The following is a 13,480-nucleotide window of genomic DNA, read 5'->3' on the forward strand; positions in this document are numbered from 1 at the left end:
TATTTTTTTGTTTAGTGCGAGATCAAAACCCAGGAAACTTCAAACCGGCGTTGATGGGCTTGCCCTTGCGCGCGCGTTTGCCGATATAGGGCGCCATCTCGTTCTGATCAAGCACCAGCTCCACGGCTTTGCCGCCGCGGCCGGTGCCGGTCAGGCGCAGAGTCTCGCCATCAGAAACGGTCACCGCAGCCAGATTATCTTTATCGTCCAATGCCACCGTAATCACGCCACGGCCACCGCCAGACAGTTGCTTGAATTCGCTCAACGCAAACAGATGCAGTTTGCCCGCCTTGGTCAAACACGCCACCAGCGACGTTTCACGTGGAACAAACGGCACCACCTTGAGCAAGGTTTCACCTTCTTCCAGGGTGATAAAGCTCTTGCCCGCTTTTTGCCGTGACATCAGGTTTTCAAACAGGCAACTAAAGCCATAACCAGCCGAATTGGCGATCAGCAAGTGATCGTGCGGCTGCGTGGTCAGCATCTGAGTGATACGAGATTTGGGCGCCAGCTCCACCAGCGTGGTGACGGGCACGCCATCGCCGCGACCGCCAGGGATGCTAGCCGCTGCCACGGTATAGACCCGGCCATCCGTACCAAACAGCGCCACCTGGTCGACGGTGCGGCACTCAATCGACGCCAGCAAGGCATCGCCATCTTTGAACGCCAGGTTTTGCAGATCAATGCCGTGGCCCTGGCGCGCGCGCATCCAGCCTTTCTCCGACAAGATCAGCGTGGTCGGTTCATCCACCACCGCCACTTCGAGGGTGGCGCGTTCGGCTTGCTCAATCAGGGTGCGGCGCGGGTCGGCGTACTTTTTGCGATCCGCTTCGATTTCCTTGATCACCAGCTTTTGCATGGCGGCGGCATTGGCCAACAGGTATTCCAGCTCTGCGCGTTCGCTTTGCAGCTCGGCCAGTTCCTGCTCGATCTTGATGCCTTCCAGTCGTGCCAATTGGCGCAAGCGGATTTCAAGTATGTCTTCGGCCTGACGGTCGCTCAAATTAAAGCGGGCGATCAGGGCAGGCTTGGGCTCGTCGCTCTCGCGAATGATGCGGATCACTTCATCGATATTCAGGAAGACAATCAAGCGACCTTCCAGGATATGAATACGGTCGTTGACCTTCTGCAGCCTGTGCTCGGTGCGGCGGCGCACGGTGACGAAACGGAAATCGATCCATTCCTGCAGCATTTGCTTCAGCGATTTTTGCTGCGGCCGGCCGTCGCGGCCGATCGATACCAGGTTAATCGACAGCGAGCTTTCCAGCGAGGTATGTGCCAGCAGCACATTCATCAGCTCTTCCGGGCTCTGCCGCGATGACTTCGGCTCCAGCACCAGTCGCACCGGTTGGTCTTTGCCCGATTCGTCGCGCACGCGATCCAGCAGCGACAAGATCAGTTGCTTGGTCTGCATCTGCTCTTGCGTCAGTGCCTTCTTGCCTTTCTTGACCTTGGGATTGGTCAGTTCCTCAATCTCTTCCAACACTTTCTGGGTAGAGGTGCCGTGCGGCAGCTCGGTGACCACCATCTGCCACTGGCCGCGCGCCATTTCTTCTTTCTCCCAGCGGGCGCGCAATTTGAGCGAACCACGGCCGGTTTCATAGGCGCTGAGGATATCTTTGTAACCCGAAATAATCTGGCCGCCGCCAGGCAGATCCGGGCCTTTGACCATGTGCATCAGATCGCTGACCGTGGCTTGCGGATTACGGATCAGCGAGACTGCGGCTTCGGCCACTTCGCCGAGGTTATGCGACGGCACCTCGGTGGCCATCCCCACTGCAATGCCGGAAGCGCCATTCAACAGCAGCATGGGCAAGCGTGCCGGTAACAGCAGCGGTTCTTCAAAGGCACCGTCGTAGTTGGGGATGAAATCTGTGGTGCCGGCGTCCAGTTCGCTCAGCAGCAGCTCGGCCATCGGCGTCAAACGCGCCTCGGTGTAGCGCATGGCTGCAGCGCCATCGCCATCGCGTGAGCCAAAGTTGCCTTGGCCATCGATGAGCGGATAGCGCATCGAAAAGTCCTGGGCAATCCGCACCAACGCGTCATACGCGGCCTGGTCGCTGTGAGGGTGGAATTTGCCCAGTACCTCACCGACGATACGCGCGGATTTGACCGGCTTGGCGCTCGCAACCAGACCCAGCTGATGCATCGTATAAAGAATGCGGCGCTGTACCGGTTTCTGGCCGTCTTCGACTTGGGGTAGGGCACGGCTCTTGACCACGCTCATGGCGTATTCGAGATAACTTTTCTCGGCATACCAGCCTAGTTGCACCGATTCGCCATCATCGGGCGTGCTGGTGGAAACATCAGCCGTCACGTAGCGGCGATTGCCGCCACCTTGCTCGGGGACGAGTTCTTCTTCGTGTTCTACAGGGGGGAGATCGGACATGGCAGTGCGGCCGGATACAAGTCAGCCGGCATTGTAGCCGCCCCGCGCGTGGCATGGGCAGCCATGTGTAACCCGGTGGTGCCTATGTTTCACGTGAAACGTCGCGCCAGGTTCAACGGTGCAGGCGCGCCTCGCGGGCCAGAGTCTGGATGGCGTTTTCTGGTTCGAGGTCGGTAATCACGCTCTCGGCGGCTTCCCACAGCATCAGATTGAGCGGAGCGCCAAAGTCTTCGATGGCGTGGCCCTGCGGATCGGCCCAATGCCCGAAGTGCTGTGCATTCTTGATTCGGCGGTGCATCGGCGTCTGCCGCGCGATGCCTGGCAGCCATAGCCACACGGGCTTGCCCAGCGCAAAGGCGGCGCCGATTTCGAATGCGGTGCCGGAGTCGGGTTCTGATTCGCTCCTGAATGCCCGCACGTCGGCCAATACCGCGTCGGCGCGTGCGATCAGTCCGCAGTTCTGCCGAAAGATCCAACGCCGCTTTTCCGCTTCGCTCTCGAAAGCAGGCACCGCCTGATCCAGCGGGTATAAACCTTGCAGGCCATGCCATTCGCACGCCGCTTTGAGACGAGCGCCCCAGACCACCGCGTCGGGGCGAAACACGCCGGGGCCGGCGAGATAGATACGTGTAATGGCGGGCATGCTGGATGGTTTATACGTGAGTGACGGGCTTCACTATACTAGTGCCCGATTATGCCGCTTGCATGCAAAGATGGGGGCAGCTCGGCATACATAAAAAATATCAGGGAAGGGGAGTTTTTGATGTGGTTCGATAAACCGAAAGATCAAAGCGTGCAAAAGGCGCTAGACCAGGCACTGGCAGAAAACCGGCAGTTGCGCGCACAGATCGAAAAACATGAGCGCGACGAAGCATTTTTGCGTTCGCTGAATATGCAAGCCGCGGCGCCAGCGCCAGTTGCCGCACCCAGCTTGCCCGACGTTGCGCCGCAATTGGCCCAATTGGCGCAGTCGGTGCAACGCGCGGCACAAGCACCGGCCAAGGCAGACGGCGGCAAACACAGCGCGCCGGATTTTGCTGCGGAATATCGCCGCATCGATCAATTGCTGGAAAGTACCGGCGCCACGGTGGGCGCGCTCGAAAGCGAATCCAGCCGCATCGGCCAGTTTGTTGAAGTCATTACCGGTGTGGCAGGGCAGACCAATCTGCTGGCGTTGAACGCCGCGATTGAAGCGGCACGCGCGGGTGAGGCCGGGCGCGGCTTTGCGGTGGTGGCGGACGAAGTGCGCAAGCTGGCAGAACGCACCGCCCATGCTGCCAAAGAAATCGCGCAGCTGGTCGAACAGATTCATGGCGAAACCAGCGCCACGCGTGGCGGCATTGATACCCTGGGTGCGGCAATCACCGAGTTGCATCAGCGCATCGAAGCGCAGCAACAGAACGACGCCGCCACCGCCGAGGTACACGCCGTGCTGCTTGATCCGGCCGAGCTTTATCGCTGGCACGAGCAGTTGCGCGCCTGCATCGAGGAGTTGGCGGCGGCGCGATAAATGCGGCACAAAAAAAGAGCCGGAATCGTTACGATCCGGCTCTTTTTGCTGCGAACGACCAGCGCTCAGATATCGGCTTCCACCTGGTTGCCGCGCGCTTCCAGCCACGCGCGGCGGCTGGATGCTTCGGTCTTGCCCATCAGCATATGCATCAGTTCGCGCGTATTGCTGGCGACATCGGTGCCCACGCCTACGCGCAACATGCGGCGCGTGTCCGGGTTCATGGTGGTATCAAACAGCTGCTCGGCATTCATTTCACCAAGGCCTTTAAAGCGTGAAATGCTCCACGCGTTCTCGCGGATTTTCTCGGCGCGCAGTTTGTCCAGCACCGCGGTCAGTTCGCCTTCATCCAGCGCATAGAATTTGCGCGGCGGCTTGCTTTTACCGCTGCCGGCCACATCCACCCGGAACAGCGGCGGTTGCGCCACATAGACATGGCCATGCCGGATCAGGGCCGGGAAATGCCGGTAGAACAGCGTCAACAGCAACACCTGAATGTGCGAACCATCCACGTCGGCATCCGACATGATCACGATCTTGCCGTAGCGCAGACCGCTCAGATCGGGCGCTTCGTCGGCGGTGTGCGCATCTACGCCGATGGCGACTGCGATATCGTGTACTTCGTTATTGGCAAAAATCTGGTCCCGGTCGACTTCCCAGGTGTTCAGCACCTTGCCGCGCAGGGGCAGAATGGCCTGGAAGTCCTTGTCCCGCCCCAGCTTGGCGGAGCCGCCCGCAGAGTCCCCTTCCACCAGGAACAACTCGCAGCGCGCGGTTTCGTCACTGGCGCAATCGGTGAGCTTGCCCGGCAATACGGCCACGCCGCTGGATTTTTTCTTCTCCACTTTTTGCGCATTCTTTTGCCGCGCCTGGGCGGCGCGTATGCACAGGTCGGCCAGCTTTTTGCCTTGTTCCACGTGTTCGTTCAGATACAGCTCGAACGGTGGCTTGACCATGGCCGAAACCAGCTTCAGGCCATCGCGGCTGGTGAGCTTGTCTTTGGTCTGGCCCTGGAACTGCGGGTCGAGAATCTTGGCGGACAGCACAAAGGAGGCGCGGCCGAATAAATCTTCCGGCAGCAATTTCACCCCTTTGGGTGTCAGCGAATGGAATTCGATAAAGCTTTTGACGGCCTGGAAGACGCCATCGCGCAGGCCCGATTCGTGCGTGCCACCCACCGGGGTCGGGATCAGATTGACGTAGGATTCACGCGAGGTGGGGCCGTCTTCGCTCCAGGTTAGCGCCCAGGCGCAGCCTTCGCCGGGCGCGAACGTTTCATCGATGCCCTCGATGTACTTTTCGCCCTGCAAGATCGGCACAATCAGGCTGTAACCGGTGAGCTGCTCGCCCAGATAACCGGTCAGGCCATCCGGGTAAGTCCATGTTTTTTCAGTAAATTCACCGTTTGCCTGCTCCACCTTGAGTGTAACGATCAGGCCCGGCAACAGCACGGCTTTGGATTTGAGCAGATGCTCCAGCTCGCCCTGCGGAATATTGGGTGCATCAAAATACGAGGTGTCCGGCGCCACAAACACGGCCGTGCCGGTGTCTTTTTTGGCGCAGGTACCGATCTGTGCCAGTGGCTCCGCGACCTCGCCTCCGGCAAACACGATGCGATGTTGCTGGCCGTCGCGTTTGACTTCCACTTCCAGCCGCGTTGACAGCGCATTGGTCACCGACACGCCCACGCCGTGCAGGCCGCCGGAGAAGGCATAGGCGCCGCCGTCTTTTTTGTCGAACTTGCCGCCGGCATGCAACTGGGTAAACACCACCTGCACCGTGGGCACGCCTTCTTCCGGATGAATGCCCACCGGAATGCCGCGGCCGTTATCGGCCACTCGCATGGTCTGGTTGCGATACAACACCACGTCGATGCGCGTGGCAAAGCCAGCCAGCGCCTCATCGGCGGCGTTATCGATGACTTCCTGACAGATATGCAGCGGGTTATCGGTGCGCGTATACATGCCCGGGCGATGCCGAACCGGATCGAGACCCTTCAGCACCTTGACGGCGGATTCATCGTAACGTGGAGTGCTCATGACAGCCTGTGGTGGTAGTGCGGTTCAAGCGCCGCAGTCTAACAAAGCGCGCACGCCGGGCCAAACGCCGTCGGTACGCGGTCGGGTTTCTGTACATTAAGCTTGTGTTGCAAGCGGAACGTTGCCGCGTCGCGCCCGTCACAACTGCACAATGGGCCAACACACGGAGCGTCTTATGTACGCGCTAGCCACACTTATCGGGTTTCCGACCATCAATGCCGTGGTCGACGAATTCCTGCGCCGCCTGCGTCAGCACGCGGTATTCAGCAGCATCTTGCCGGAAGGCGATCTCAAACCGCTGCGCTTGCGCCTGGTTAATTTCTGGGGCGCGGTGCTCAATGGCGAAAGCTGGAGCCTGCCGCTGGCCAGCAATCGCAGCAATCCGGGGCGCTTGCCCAGTTTGCTGGGCGAAGGCCACGGCGTGGTGCTGGGCGTATTTCGCGAGGCCATCGATAGCCTGGTGGCCGCCGATCTGGCCCAGGCCTGGCATCGCCGCGTCGATATCCTGCAACAGTCGTTTACGCCCGCCGAACCCATTGCGTTGGCCCCGGCCAGCACTTTGTCGCTGCGCCGGGCCTGGTAAGGCGCTAGCTTTAGCTCAAACCGCGCCGGTACTGGATGGCTTCGGCCACATGGCCGGCGCTGATAACGTCACTCTCCGCCAGATCAGCAATCGTACGCGCCAGCTTGAGTACGCGATGAAAGCTGCGCGCCGACAAATTAAGCCGTTGTAGCGCGGCATGCAGTAGCTCGCGGGCGGCTTCTTCGGCCTGGCAGTGCAGATCAACCTCCGCCGTGCTGAGTGCGGCATTGGGCTTGCCCTGACGTGCCAGGGCGCGGGCATGCGCGGCAGCGGCGCGTTTTGCAATGGTGGCGCTGGTCTCGCCATCGGGCGCGCCCATCAAGGTGATATCGCTGACCGCAGGCACATCGACCGCCATGTCCAGCCGATCCAGAAACGGCCCGGATAGCCTGGCTTTGTAGCGATTGATCTGTTCAGGCGTACAACGGCAGGCGCGGGTGGCATGGCCCAGATAGCCGCAGGGGCAGGGGTTCATCGCCGCAATCAGCTGAAAACGCGCCGGGAAAGTCACCGCGTGCGCCGCGCGACTGATGTTCACTTCGCCGCGCTCCAGCGGCTCGCGCAGCACTTCCAGTACCTTACGATCAAATTCCGGCAATTCGTCCAGAAACAGGATGCCGTTGTGCGCCAGCGAGATTTCTCCGGGCTGCGGCACCGAGCCACCGCCCACCAGCGCCGCCGCCGAAGCCGTATGGTGCGGCGCGCGATACGGGCGCAAACCAAACTGGCTGATATCCAGGCCCTTGCGGGTGAGCGAACGCACCGCTGCGGTCTCCAATGCCTGTTCTATTCCCATCGCTGGCATCAGTCCGGGCAAACGCTGTGCCAGCATGGATTTGCCGGTGCCCGGCGTGCCCACCATCAACAAGCTGTGTTGCCCGGCGGCGGCGATTTCCAGCGCGCGCTTGGCCTGTTGCTGGCCGCGCACATCACGCAGATCGGCGTAGTCGCTTGGCGCAAACCAACTGGGCGCTGCGGCCGCAGGCAGTGGTTGTTTGTGGGTAAAAAAGCGGCAGATTTCTTGCAATGAGGTCGCGGCGCGCACGTCGGCGCCGGGGTAAAGCGCGGCTTCGGATGCGCTTTGCGCCGGCAGGATCAGAATGCGTCCGGCCTCGGTGGCGGCACGGGCCAACGCAATAGCGCCACGCACCGGGCGCAGTCCGGCGGTCAGCCCAAGCTCGCCAGCAAACTCGAAATGTGTCAGATCGGCCCCCGCTAACTGACCGCTTGCCGCCAGAATGCCGACGGCAATCGGCAAGTCGAAGTGGCTGGACGATTTAGGGAGGTCTGCAGGTGCTAAATTAACGGTGATCCGACGAGCGGGAAACTCAAACCCCGCCACGGCCATCGCCGCGCGTACCCGTTCGCGGCTTTCCTTGACCTCGGCTTCGGGCAGTCCAACCAGATTAAAAGCAGGTAAGCCATTGGCTAGATGAACCTCCACTGATACGGCTTGTGCGGTCAGCCCTTCGAGGGCGCGGCTGTAGATGAGTGCCAAAGACATGACTATGGTTCGAATCCAGGTAAACGGTTCGCTATAGTGTATGGACTCCTGATTCTTCAAACATTGATCCCGTCGTGAATCCCAACGCTGCCGAAACTGATGTATTGCCTGATTTCCGCAATATGGGAGTCGTCCTGCGCATCCTGGTGGTCATGCACCTGGCGCTGTTTATCTACACCCTGATCGGCCTGCAGAACTGGCTGGCATGGCCGCAGCATTTTGTTGATTCAGTACTTTGGCTGGAATTTTCACTGCTGCCAGCTATGCTGCTGTTGGGCCTTGCCAACCCGCTGCTCACCCGCCTGAGCTATACCCGCGGTGTGGTCGCCACCTGTGCGCTGGCGGCGTTGGGCGGCACGTTTGGCCGTTTGCTGATCACGCCGCAAGCGCCGGACTGGGATTTGCTGCTGGCCGACGCCATCGTGATGATCGTGGCGGCGTCAACCTTGCTCAGCTATTTTCATTTGCGCCAGCGCGCCTTATCGCCCAGGTTATCAGAGGCGCGTTTGCAGGCGCTACAGGCGCGAATCCGGCCGCATTTTCTGTTTAACAGTCTGAATGCGGTGCTGTCGCTGATCCGTTATGAGCCGGTCAAGGCAGAGCAAGTGCTGGAAGACCTGGCGGATCTGTTTCGCGTGGTCATGAAAGATAACCGGCAACTGTCGCGGCTGGATCGCGAAGTGGAACTGGCCAAACGCTATCTCAATATCGAGATGGTGCGGCTGGGCGGGCGGTTAAAAGTGCAATGGAATACTGAGAACATGCCGGGCGATGCCGCGGTACCCCCTTTGATGCTGCAGCCGCTGGTAGAAAACGCGGTCTATCATGGGGTGGAACCTGCACTGAATCCGGCACCCATACAGGTGAATATTTTTCGTTTTCGCGATCAGATACACCTGGATGTCAAAAACCCGCTGCCACCACCTGACGCGGTGCGTGAACATGGCGGTAACGGAATGGCTCTCGAAAATATCAGAGAGCGTTTACTATTGCATTTTGATGCTGAAGCTACGCTGACAACACAGGCAGCGAGCGACTATTATCAAGTGCATATTGTGGTGCCATACAGAGAGATCACCCATGACGACGCCGCTTCGCCTTTTTCTGGTGGATGACGAGATGCCTGCACTGCGCAGGCTTGAAGACGTATTGCATGACTGCGCCAGCGAATGCCCGATTGAAATCCTGGGTACCGCCACCAATGGTGTTTCCGCGCTGGCCCAACTGGCCGAAGCGGACGCCGACGCAGCGATTATCGATATCCAGATGCCGCAAATGAGTGGCATTGAACTGGCGCGCGAACTACAAAGCCTGTCGCAACCGCCCGCTGTGATCTTTGCCACAGCCTTTGAAGAATATGGCGTGGCCGCCTTTGAAGTGCGCGCAGTGGATTATTTGCTCAAGCCCATCCGCCGCGAGCGCTTGCTGGACGCGCTCAACCGCGTGGCCGAGATGCGCGCTGCGCAGGCGCAAGCTGAACCGGCATCGCATGCCCGTAGCCATTTCAGCGTGACCGAACGCGGCCGCCTGCATCTGATTCCGGTGGCTGAGGCGCGCTATCTGAAGGCCGAGCAGAAATACATCACCTTGCGTACCCGTGAACGCGAGTATTTGCTGGAAGACTCGCTAACCCGGCTGGAAGAAGAATTCGGCAGCCGGTTTGTGCGTATCCACCGCAATTGCCTGGTGGCGCGTGATTCTTTGGTTGGCTTTGAAAAGATGCCTTCCAATGGCGGCGAAACGCATTGGGTGGCGGTGCTTAAAGATGTGCCAGAACGTCTGGCCGTCAGCCGCCGGCAGCAGCACGTGATCAAGGAATTCAAGAAAAACGGTTAATTGCTGACGAGATTTTCTCGAAATTAGCCGCAATAAAAAAAGCGCTCGATCTTTACATCGAGCGCTTTTTTATTGCACGGCGCAGCGCCGGAAGAGTCGTCTAGGTGTGCAGATGCGCCAAGGCCATCACCCACATGGCCGCCAGATTGATCAGGCATATCAGTTGCGCGGCACTGCCCAGATCCTTGGCCCGCTTGGCTAGTTCGTGCCGCTCCAGCGAGGTATGGTCGACCGCCGCTTCGACCGCAGAATTAAGCAATTCCACAATCACGGTCAGAAAATGACTGCCAATGACCGCAGCGTGCGCCCACGGTTGCAAGGGGATAAACAGTGAAATCGCTATCCCCAGTACCGCCAGCAAGGCAACCTGGCGGAAGGCTGCCTCATTGCGCCAGCCCGCGCCCAGACCATCAAGTGAATAACCCAGCGCATTCAGCACTCGCTGTGCGCCGGTCTTACCTTTGAACGGACTTTCCTTCACGATCAACCTTCTGCGGTTATCGAGCTAAACACATCGGCATAGCACGTGTAGTTGAGCAAAAACGTCAACGGCATGACCGCAAGCAGCAACAGCAAGCTGGGCAACATGCCCAGGTTGGGGTTGATACTGGCCAGCAGATGCGCGGGGATGGTCATGATCATGCTTGCCACAAAAATCAGCACGACCAGGATCAAACCCGACAACAATAAGGCCAGCCAGTTACGCCAGAATGCCAGGTAGCTGGTTTTCATCGCCGCCATCGCGCCGATATCACGCATGATGACCAGCGGCGGTGCAAAGAAATAAATGCTGTTGATCAACATCAGCCCCAGCACAAACAGCAGGGCAATCCAGAAGCCATTACCGCCCAGATCAGGCAGCTCGCCAGCCTTTTGCATGGTTTGCAGAGCATCCGGATTGTGGCCGGGTAGCAGCGCTACTACCACGGCCATGATGGCCATCATGATCAGCATGGCGCCGATGGCGTAGAGCAGACCCACGCCCAGCAGACTGCGCGTGTGCTTGCGCAGGCCTATCATCAAGGTGCTGAAATCGGGCGGCAGGCCCTCAGTGACTTGCAGATGCGCACACCAGACGGCGCCGCCCAGCAGCAAAGGCATGATGATGGGGCTGACGATGCCCAGGTAGGGGATGGCGGCAAGCGTGAGCAATACAGCCATTACGCTCACGCTGATCAAGATCCAGCGCCCGGCATGTTGCCGGTACAAGCGGAGTGCATCGCGTATCCACGTCCAGCTGTGTCCCAGCGGCACGCGACGTGGCTCTGGCGTGGTATCGATAATCAAACCTGAATCTTCCATCCTGCTTTCCTTATGTCGTATCGCCGACATGTTGGTGATAAGCAGGAGGGTTGTCTACAGCGCCGGTGCAGCGTTCGGCCAATGCGGCAATCAGGGCGCGCCGCAGCGATCGCGCCAGGCTTCGTAGTTACTGGCCTGTAGCAGCACAAAGAACAGCGCATGCGCCATGGCCGTCAGATAGGGCGCCAGTGCGCTCAGGGCAGGATTGCCACCGCTGGCGAGCGAATTATCGAGCAGCAAGGGCACGCACAGCCACGCCAGCAGCAATGCGCCCTGGTTACAGATGACGCTGCCCAGATTGCGCCAGAACAAGCGGTAGGCCGTCAGGCAGGCATCCAGCACGCCGGCTTGGTCCATCACAATCAATACTGGCGCAAATAACCAGCACGGCAAGAACAGCATAATGGCCAGCAGCATTTTGCCGGGCAGCAGGGGCGTGCTGGCGGGCAGGGTATTCATATAGCGGCTGAGGCCCTGGGTCAGCACGGCCATGGCCAGCAGCCACGGCAGCGCCGCGCACCAGCGCAACCAGCCCGGACGGCCCGCCAGTGCAGGTTGATGACGCCAGGCCAGTGGCATTACCACGCTCCAGCCCAATAGCGATACCAGCATCGGCACCAGCCAGTGGTTGGCGCTGTCGTCGATCGGGATAAGCGACTGCAAACAGAGCGCGGCGCTAATCAATAAAGTTACGCTCAGTGCAAGAATGGGTTCCTCGCGCAGGGTGCGATAACCGGCGCGCAGCCATTTGGAATGGGTAGTACCGACGGGGTGTTGAATCAGCAAATTCATAGGTAAATCACGGCCTCCCAGCAGAAATTCAGGATAAGGAGGCCGTCGCCGCCGCGTCTACCCAAAGGCGGGTGAGCGGCGGTTTTGACGGATAGACGCGGCGCTTGTCAGTTTCTTACCTACAAGAACCGGACATAAACTTACGCCGTAAAACTACGCAAAATTAAACAATATTGCTCAGACACCGACCACGCGGCGCGCATGACGCGCAATCATCAGTTCTTCGTTGGTGGGAATGACATACACCGCCACTTTGCTGGCCTCGGTTGAAATACGCCGCGCTTTGCTGCTACGCGTGTTGTTGACCTCGGCATCGACTTCGACACCCATCCAGCTCAGCGCCTTGCACACGTCCGCGCGCACGTGCTCGTCGTTTTCGCCGATGCCTGCGGTGAAGACCAGCGCATCAAAGCCCTGCAGCGCGGCGGTCAGGCTGCCTACTTGCTGCACGATGCGATTTACAAAGTAATCGACCGCGAGCCTGGCGCGCGCATCGCTGCTGGCGTGCAGCTCGCGCATATCGCTGGAAATGCCCGACAAGCCGAGCAGACCCGATTCCTTGTACAACAGGGTTTCGATTTCGGCGGTATTCATTTTCAGGTGCGACATCAAGAACAGCACAATGGCCGGGTCAAGCGTGCCAGTCCGCGTGCCCATAGGCAGGCCTTCGAGCGCGGTAAAGCCCATGGTGGTGAGCTGGCAGACGCCGCCGAGCAGTGCTGCCATCGACGCGCCATTGCCAAGGTGACACACCACCGTACGACCCGCCGCCGCCTTGGCATCGATCTGCGGCAGCACACTGGCGATGTATTCATACGACAGGCCATGAAAGCCCCAGCGGCGCAGTCCTTCACGCTCGGCCAGTTCCAGTGGCAGCGCGTACAACTGGTTCAGCTCGGGCTGGGTACGGTGGAACGCCGTGTCAAAACAAGCCACTTGCGGCACATCAGGCAACAGGCCGGCCAGGATTTTCATCGGGCCGATATTGTGCGGCGCATGCAGTGGCGCCAGCGGGATGGTTAGTTCCAGCTGCGCGATGACTTCGGGCGTGACCCGCACCGGTTGCGAAAAGCCGGTGCCACCGTGCACCACACGATGCCCAATCACCGCCAGCTTGCGGCCCTCGGTATGGCCTTTCAGCCAGTCCAGCACGTAGCGCAGCGCGGTGTCATGGCTTTTGGGGGAGTCGGCAGGCAGCGGCTCGTTGGCAATCTTCTGGCCGCCGGCATCTTTGGCGCTGAACTGTGGCTGGGTAAAGATGCCATCGACCTGGCCATTGAACTGCAGCACGGGGTCGGCTGCGGTTTGTTCGAACAAGGAAAACTTGATGCTGGAAGAGCCAGCGTTAATGATCAGAATCAATTCGTTCATGACAGAGTTCTCCGCGCGCAGACCGGGTCTTCGCACTGCTGTTGTTAAGCCGCTTGTGGCGACATGGCATGGCCGGAGGCCGACTGTTCCACGTGGAGCAGGCTGCAAGCACCGGCCAGACTGAAGAAGCGTGCATGCTGCGCCATGGATCAGT

At 59.7% G+C, this 13,480-nt stretch carries 10 protein-coding genes and 3 pseudogenes; 4 read left to right on the forward strand and 9 right to left on the reverse strand.

Features of this window, described 5'->3' with window-relative positions:
• Positions 1-22: 22 nt before the first annotated feature.
• Both parC and ACYQ1A_RS12375 read right to left on the reverse strand, forming a co-directional pair.
• The gene (parC, locus tag ACYQ1A_RS12370) at positions 23-2,389 is read right to left on the reverse strand and encodes a DNA topoisomerase IV subunit A (protein ID WP_499362409.1); all 2,367 of its coding nucleotides are present in this window, start codon (positions 2,387-2,389) and stop codon (positions 23-25) included.
• Positions 2,390-2,501: 112 nt separating this feature from the next.
• Entirely contained in the window at positions 2,502-3,032 is a 531-nt protein-coding gene (locus ACYQ1A_RS12375) for a nucleoside 2-deoxyribosyltransferase (RefSeq protein ID WP_062221189.1), read from the reverse strand.
• 474 nt (positions 3,033-3,506) lie between these two features.
• Between ACYQ1A_RS12375 and ACYQ1A_RS12380 the strand changes: the two are divergent.
• Positions 3,507-3,678: pseudogene (locus tag ACYQ1A_RS12380) on the forward strand (methyl-accepting chemotaxis protein); the annotation flags it as partial.
• A gap of 286 nt (positions 3,679-3,964) precedes the next feature.
• Here the strand turns inward: ACYQ1A_RS12380 and parE are convergent.
• Positions 3,965-5,938 carry a DNA topoisomerase IV subunit B gene (gene parE, locus ACYQ1A_RS12385; protein ID WP_499362411.1) on the reverse strand — a complete coding sequence of 658 codons (1,974 nt, stop codon included), beginning with the start codon at positions 5,936-5,938 and terminating at the stop codon, positions 3,965-3,967.
• A 175-nt stretch (positions 5,939-6,113) separates the two neighbouring features.
• On the opposite strand from parE, the gene ACYQ1A_RS12390 reads away from it, so the two are divergent.
• Complete coding sequence (locus ACYQ1A_RS12390; protein ID WP_062221196.1) at positions 6,114-6,521, forward strand: globin family protein; 408 nt, start codon at positions 6,114-6,116, stop codon at positions 6,519-6,521.
• Between the two features lie 10 nt (positions 6,522-6,531).
• On the opposite strand, the gene ACYQ1A_RS12395 is transcribed toward ACYQ1A_RS12390, so the two are convergent.
• Complete coding sequence (locus ACYQ1A_RS12395) at positions 6,532-8,025, reverse strand: YifB family Mg chelatase-like AAA ATPase (RefSeq protein ID WP_499362413.1); 1,494 nt, start codon at positions 8,023-8,025, stop codon at positions 6,532-6,534.
• Between the two features lie 74 nt (positions 8,026-8,099).
• Between ACYQ1A_RS12395 and ACYQ1A_RS12400 the strand changes: the two genes are divergently transcribed.
• Together ACYQ1A_RS12400 and ACYQ1A_RS12405 are read left to right on the forward strand one after the other, a co-directional pair.
• The gene (locus tag ACYQ1A_RS12400) at positions 8,100-9,140 is read left to right on the forward strand and encodes a sensor histidine kinase (protein ID WP_499362415.1); all 1,041 of its coding nucleotides are present in this window, start codon (positions 8,100-8,102) and stop codon (positions 9,138-9,140) included.
• Complete coding sequence (locus ACYQ1A_RS12405; protein WP_053938399.1) at positions 9,106-9,861, forward strand: LytR/AlgR family response regulator transcription factor; 756 nt, start codon at positions 9,106-9,108, stop codon at positions 9,859-9,861. The genes ACYQ1A_RS12400 and ACYQ1A_RS12405 overlap by 35 nt, the downstream gene beginning before the upstream one ends.
• 100 nt (positions 9,862-9,961) lie before the next feature.
• On the opposite strand, the pseudogene ACYQ1A_RS12410 reads toward ACYQ1A_RS12405, so the two are convergent.
• The 5 genes and pseudogenes from ACYQ1A_RS12410 to ACYQ1A_RS12430 form a co-directional block, all read right to left on the reverse strand.
• Positions 9,962-10,225, reverse strand: a pseudogene (locus ACYQ1A_RS12410) (diacylglycerol kinase); the annotation flags it as partial.
• Positions 10,216-10,348 (reverse strand): annotated as a pseudogene (locus ACYQ1A_RS12415) (diacylglycerol kinase); the annotation flags it as partial. The pseudogenes ACYQ1A_RS12410 and ACYQ1A_RS12415, both read right to left, overlap by 10 nt.
• Entirely contained in the window at positions 10,345-11,163 is an 819-nt protein-coding gene (locus ACYQ1A_RS12420) for a BPSS1780 family membrane protein (RefSeq protein ID WP_499362503.1), read from the reverse strand. The gene ACYQ1A_RS12420 and the pseudogene ACYQ1A_RS12415, both read right to left, overlap by 4 nt.
• A gap of 90 nt (positions 11,164-11,253) precedes the next feature.
• Positions 11,254-11,955: a hypothetical protein gene (locus ACYQ1A_RS12425; RefSeq protein ID WP_499362418.1), complete on the reverse strand. Its 702-nt coding sequence runs from the start codon at positions 11,953-11,955 to the stop codon at positions 11,254-11,256.
• A gap of 177 nt (positions 11,956-12,132) precedes the next feature.
• Entirely contained in the window at positions 12,133-13,326 is a 1,194-nt protein-coding gene (locus tag ACYQ1A_RS12430; RefSeq protein ID WP_062221219.1) for an acetate/propionate family kinase, read from the reverse strand.
• Positions 13,327-13,480: the final 154 nt, after the last annotated feature.

It is taken from the genome of Silvimonas sp. JCM 19000 (assembly GCF_054652575.1).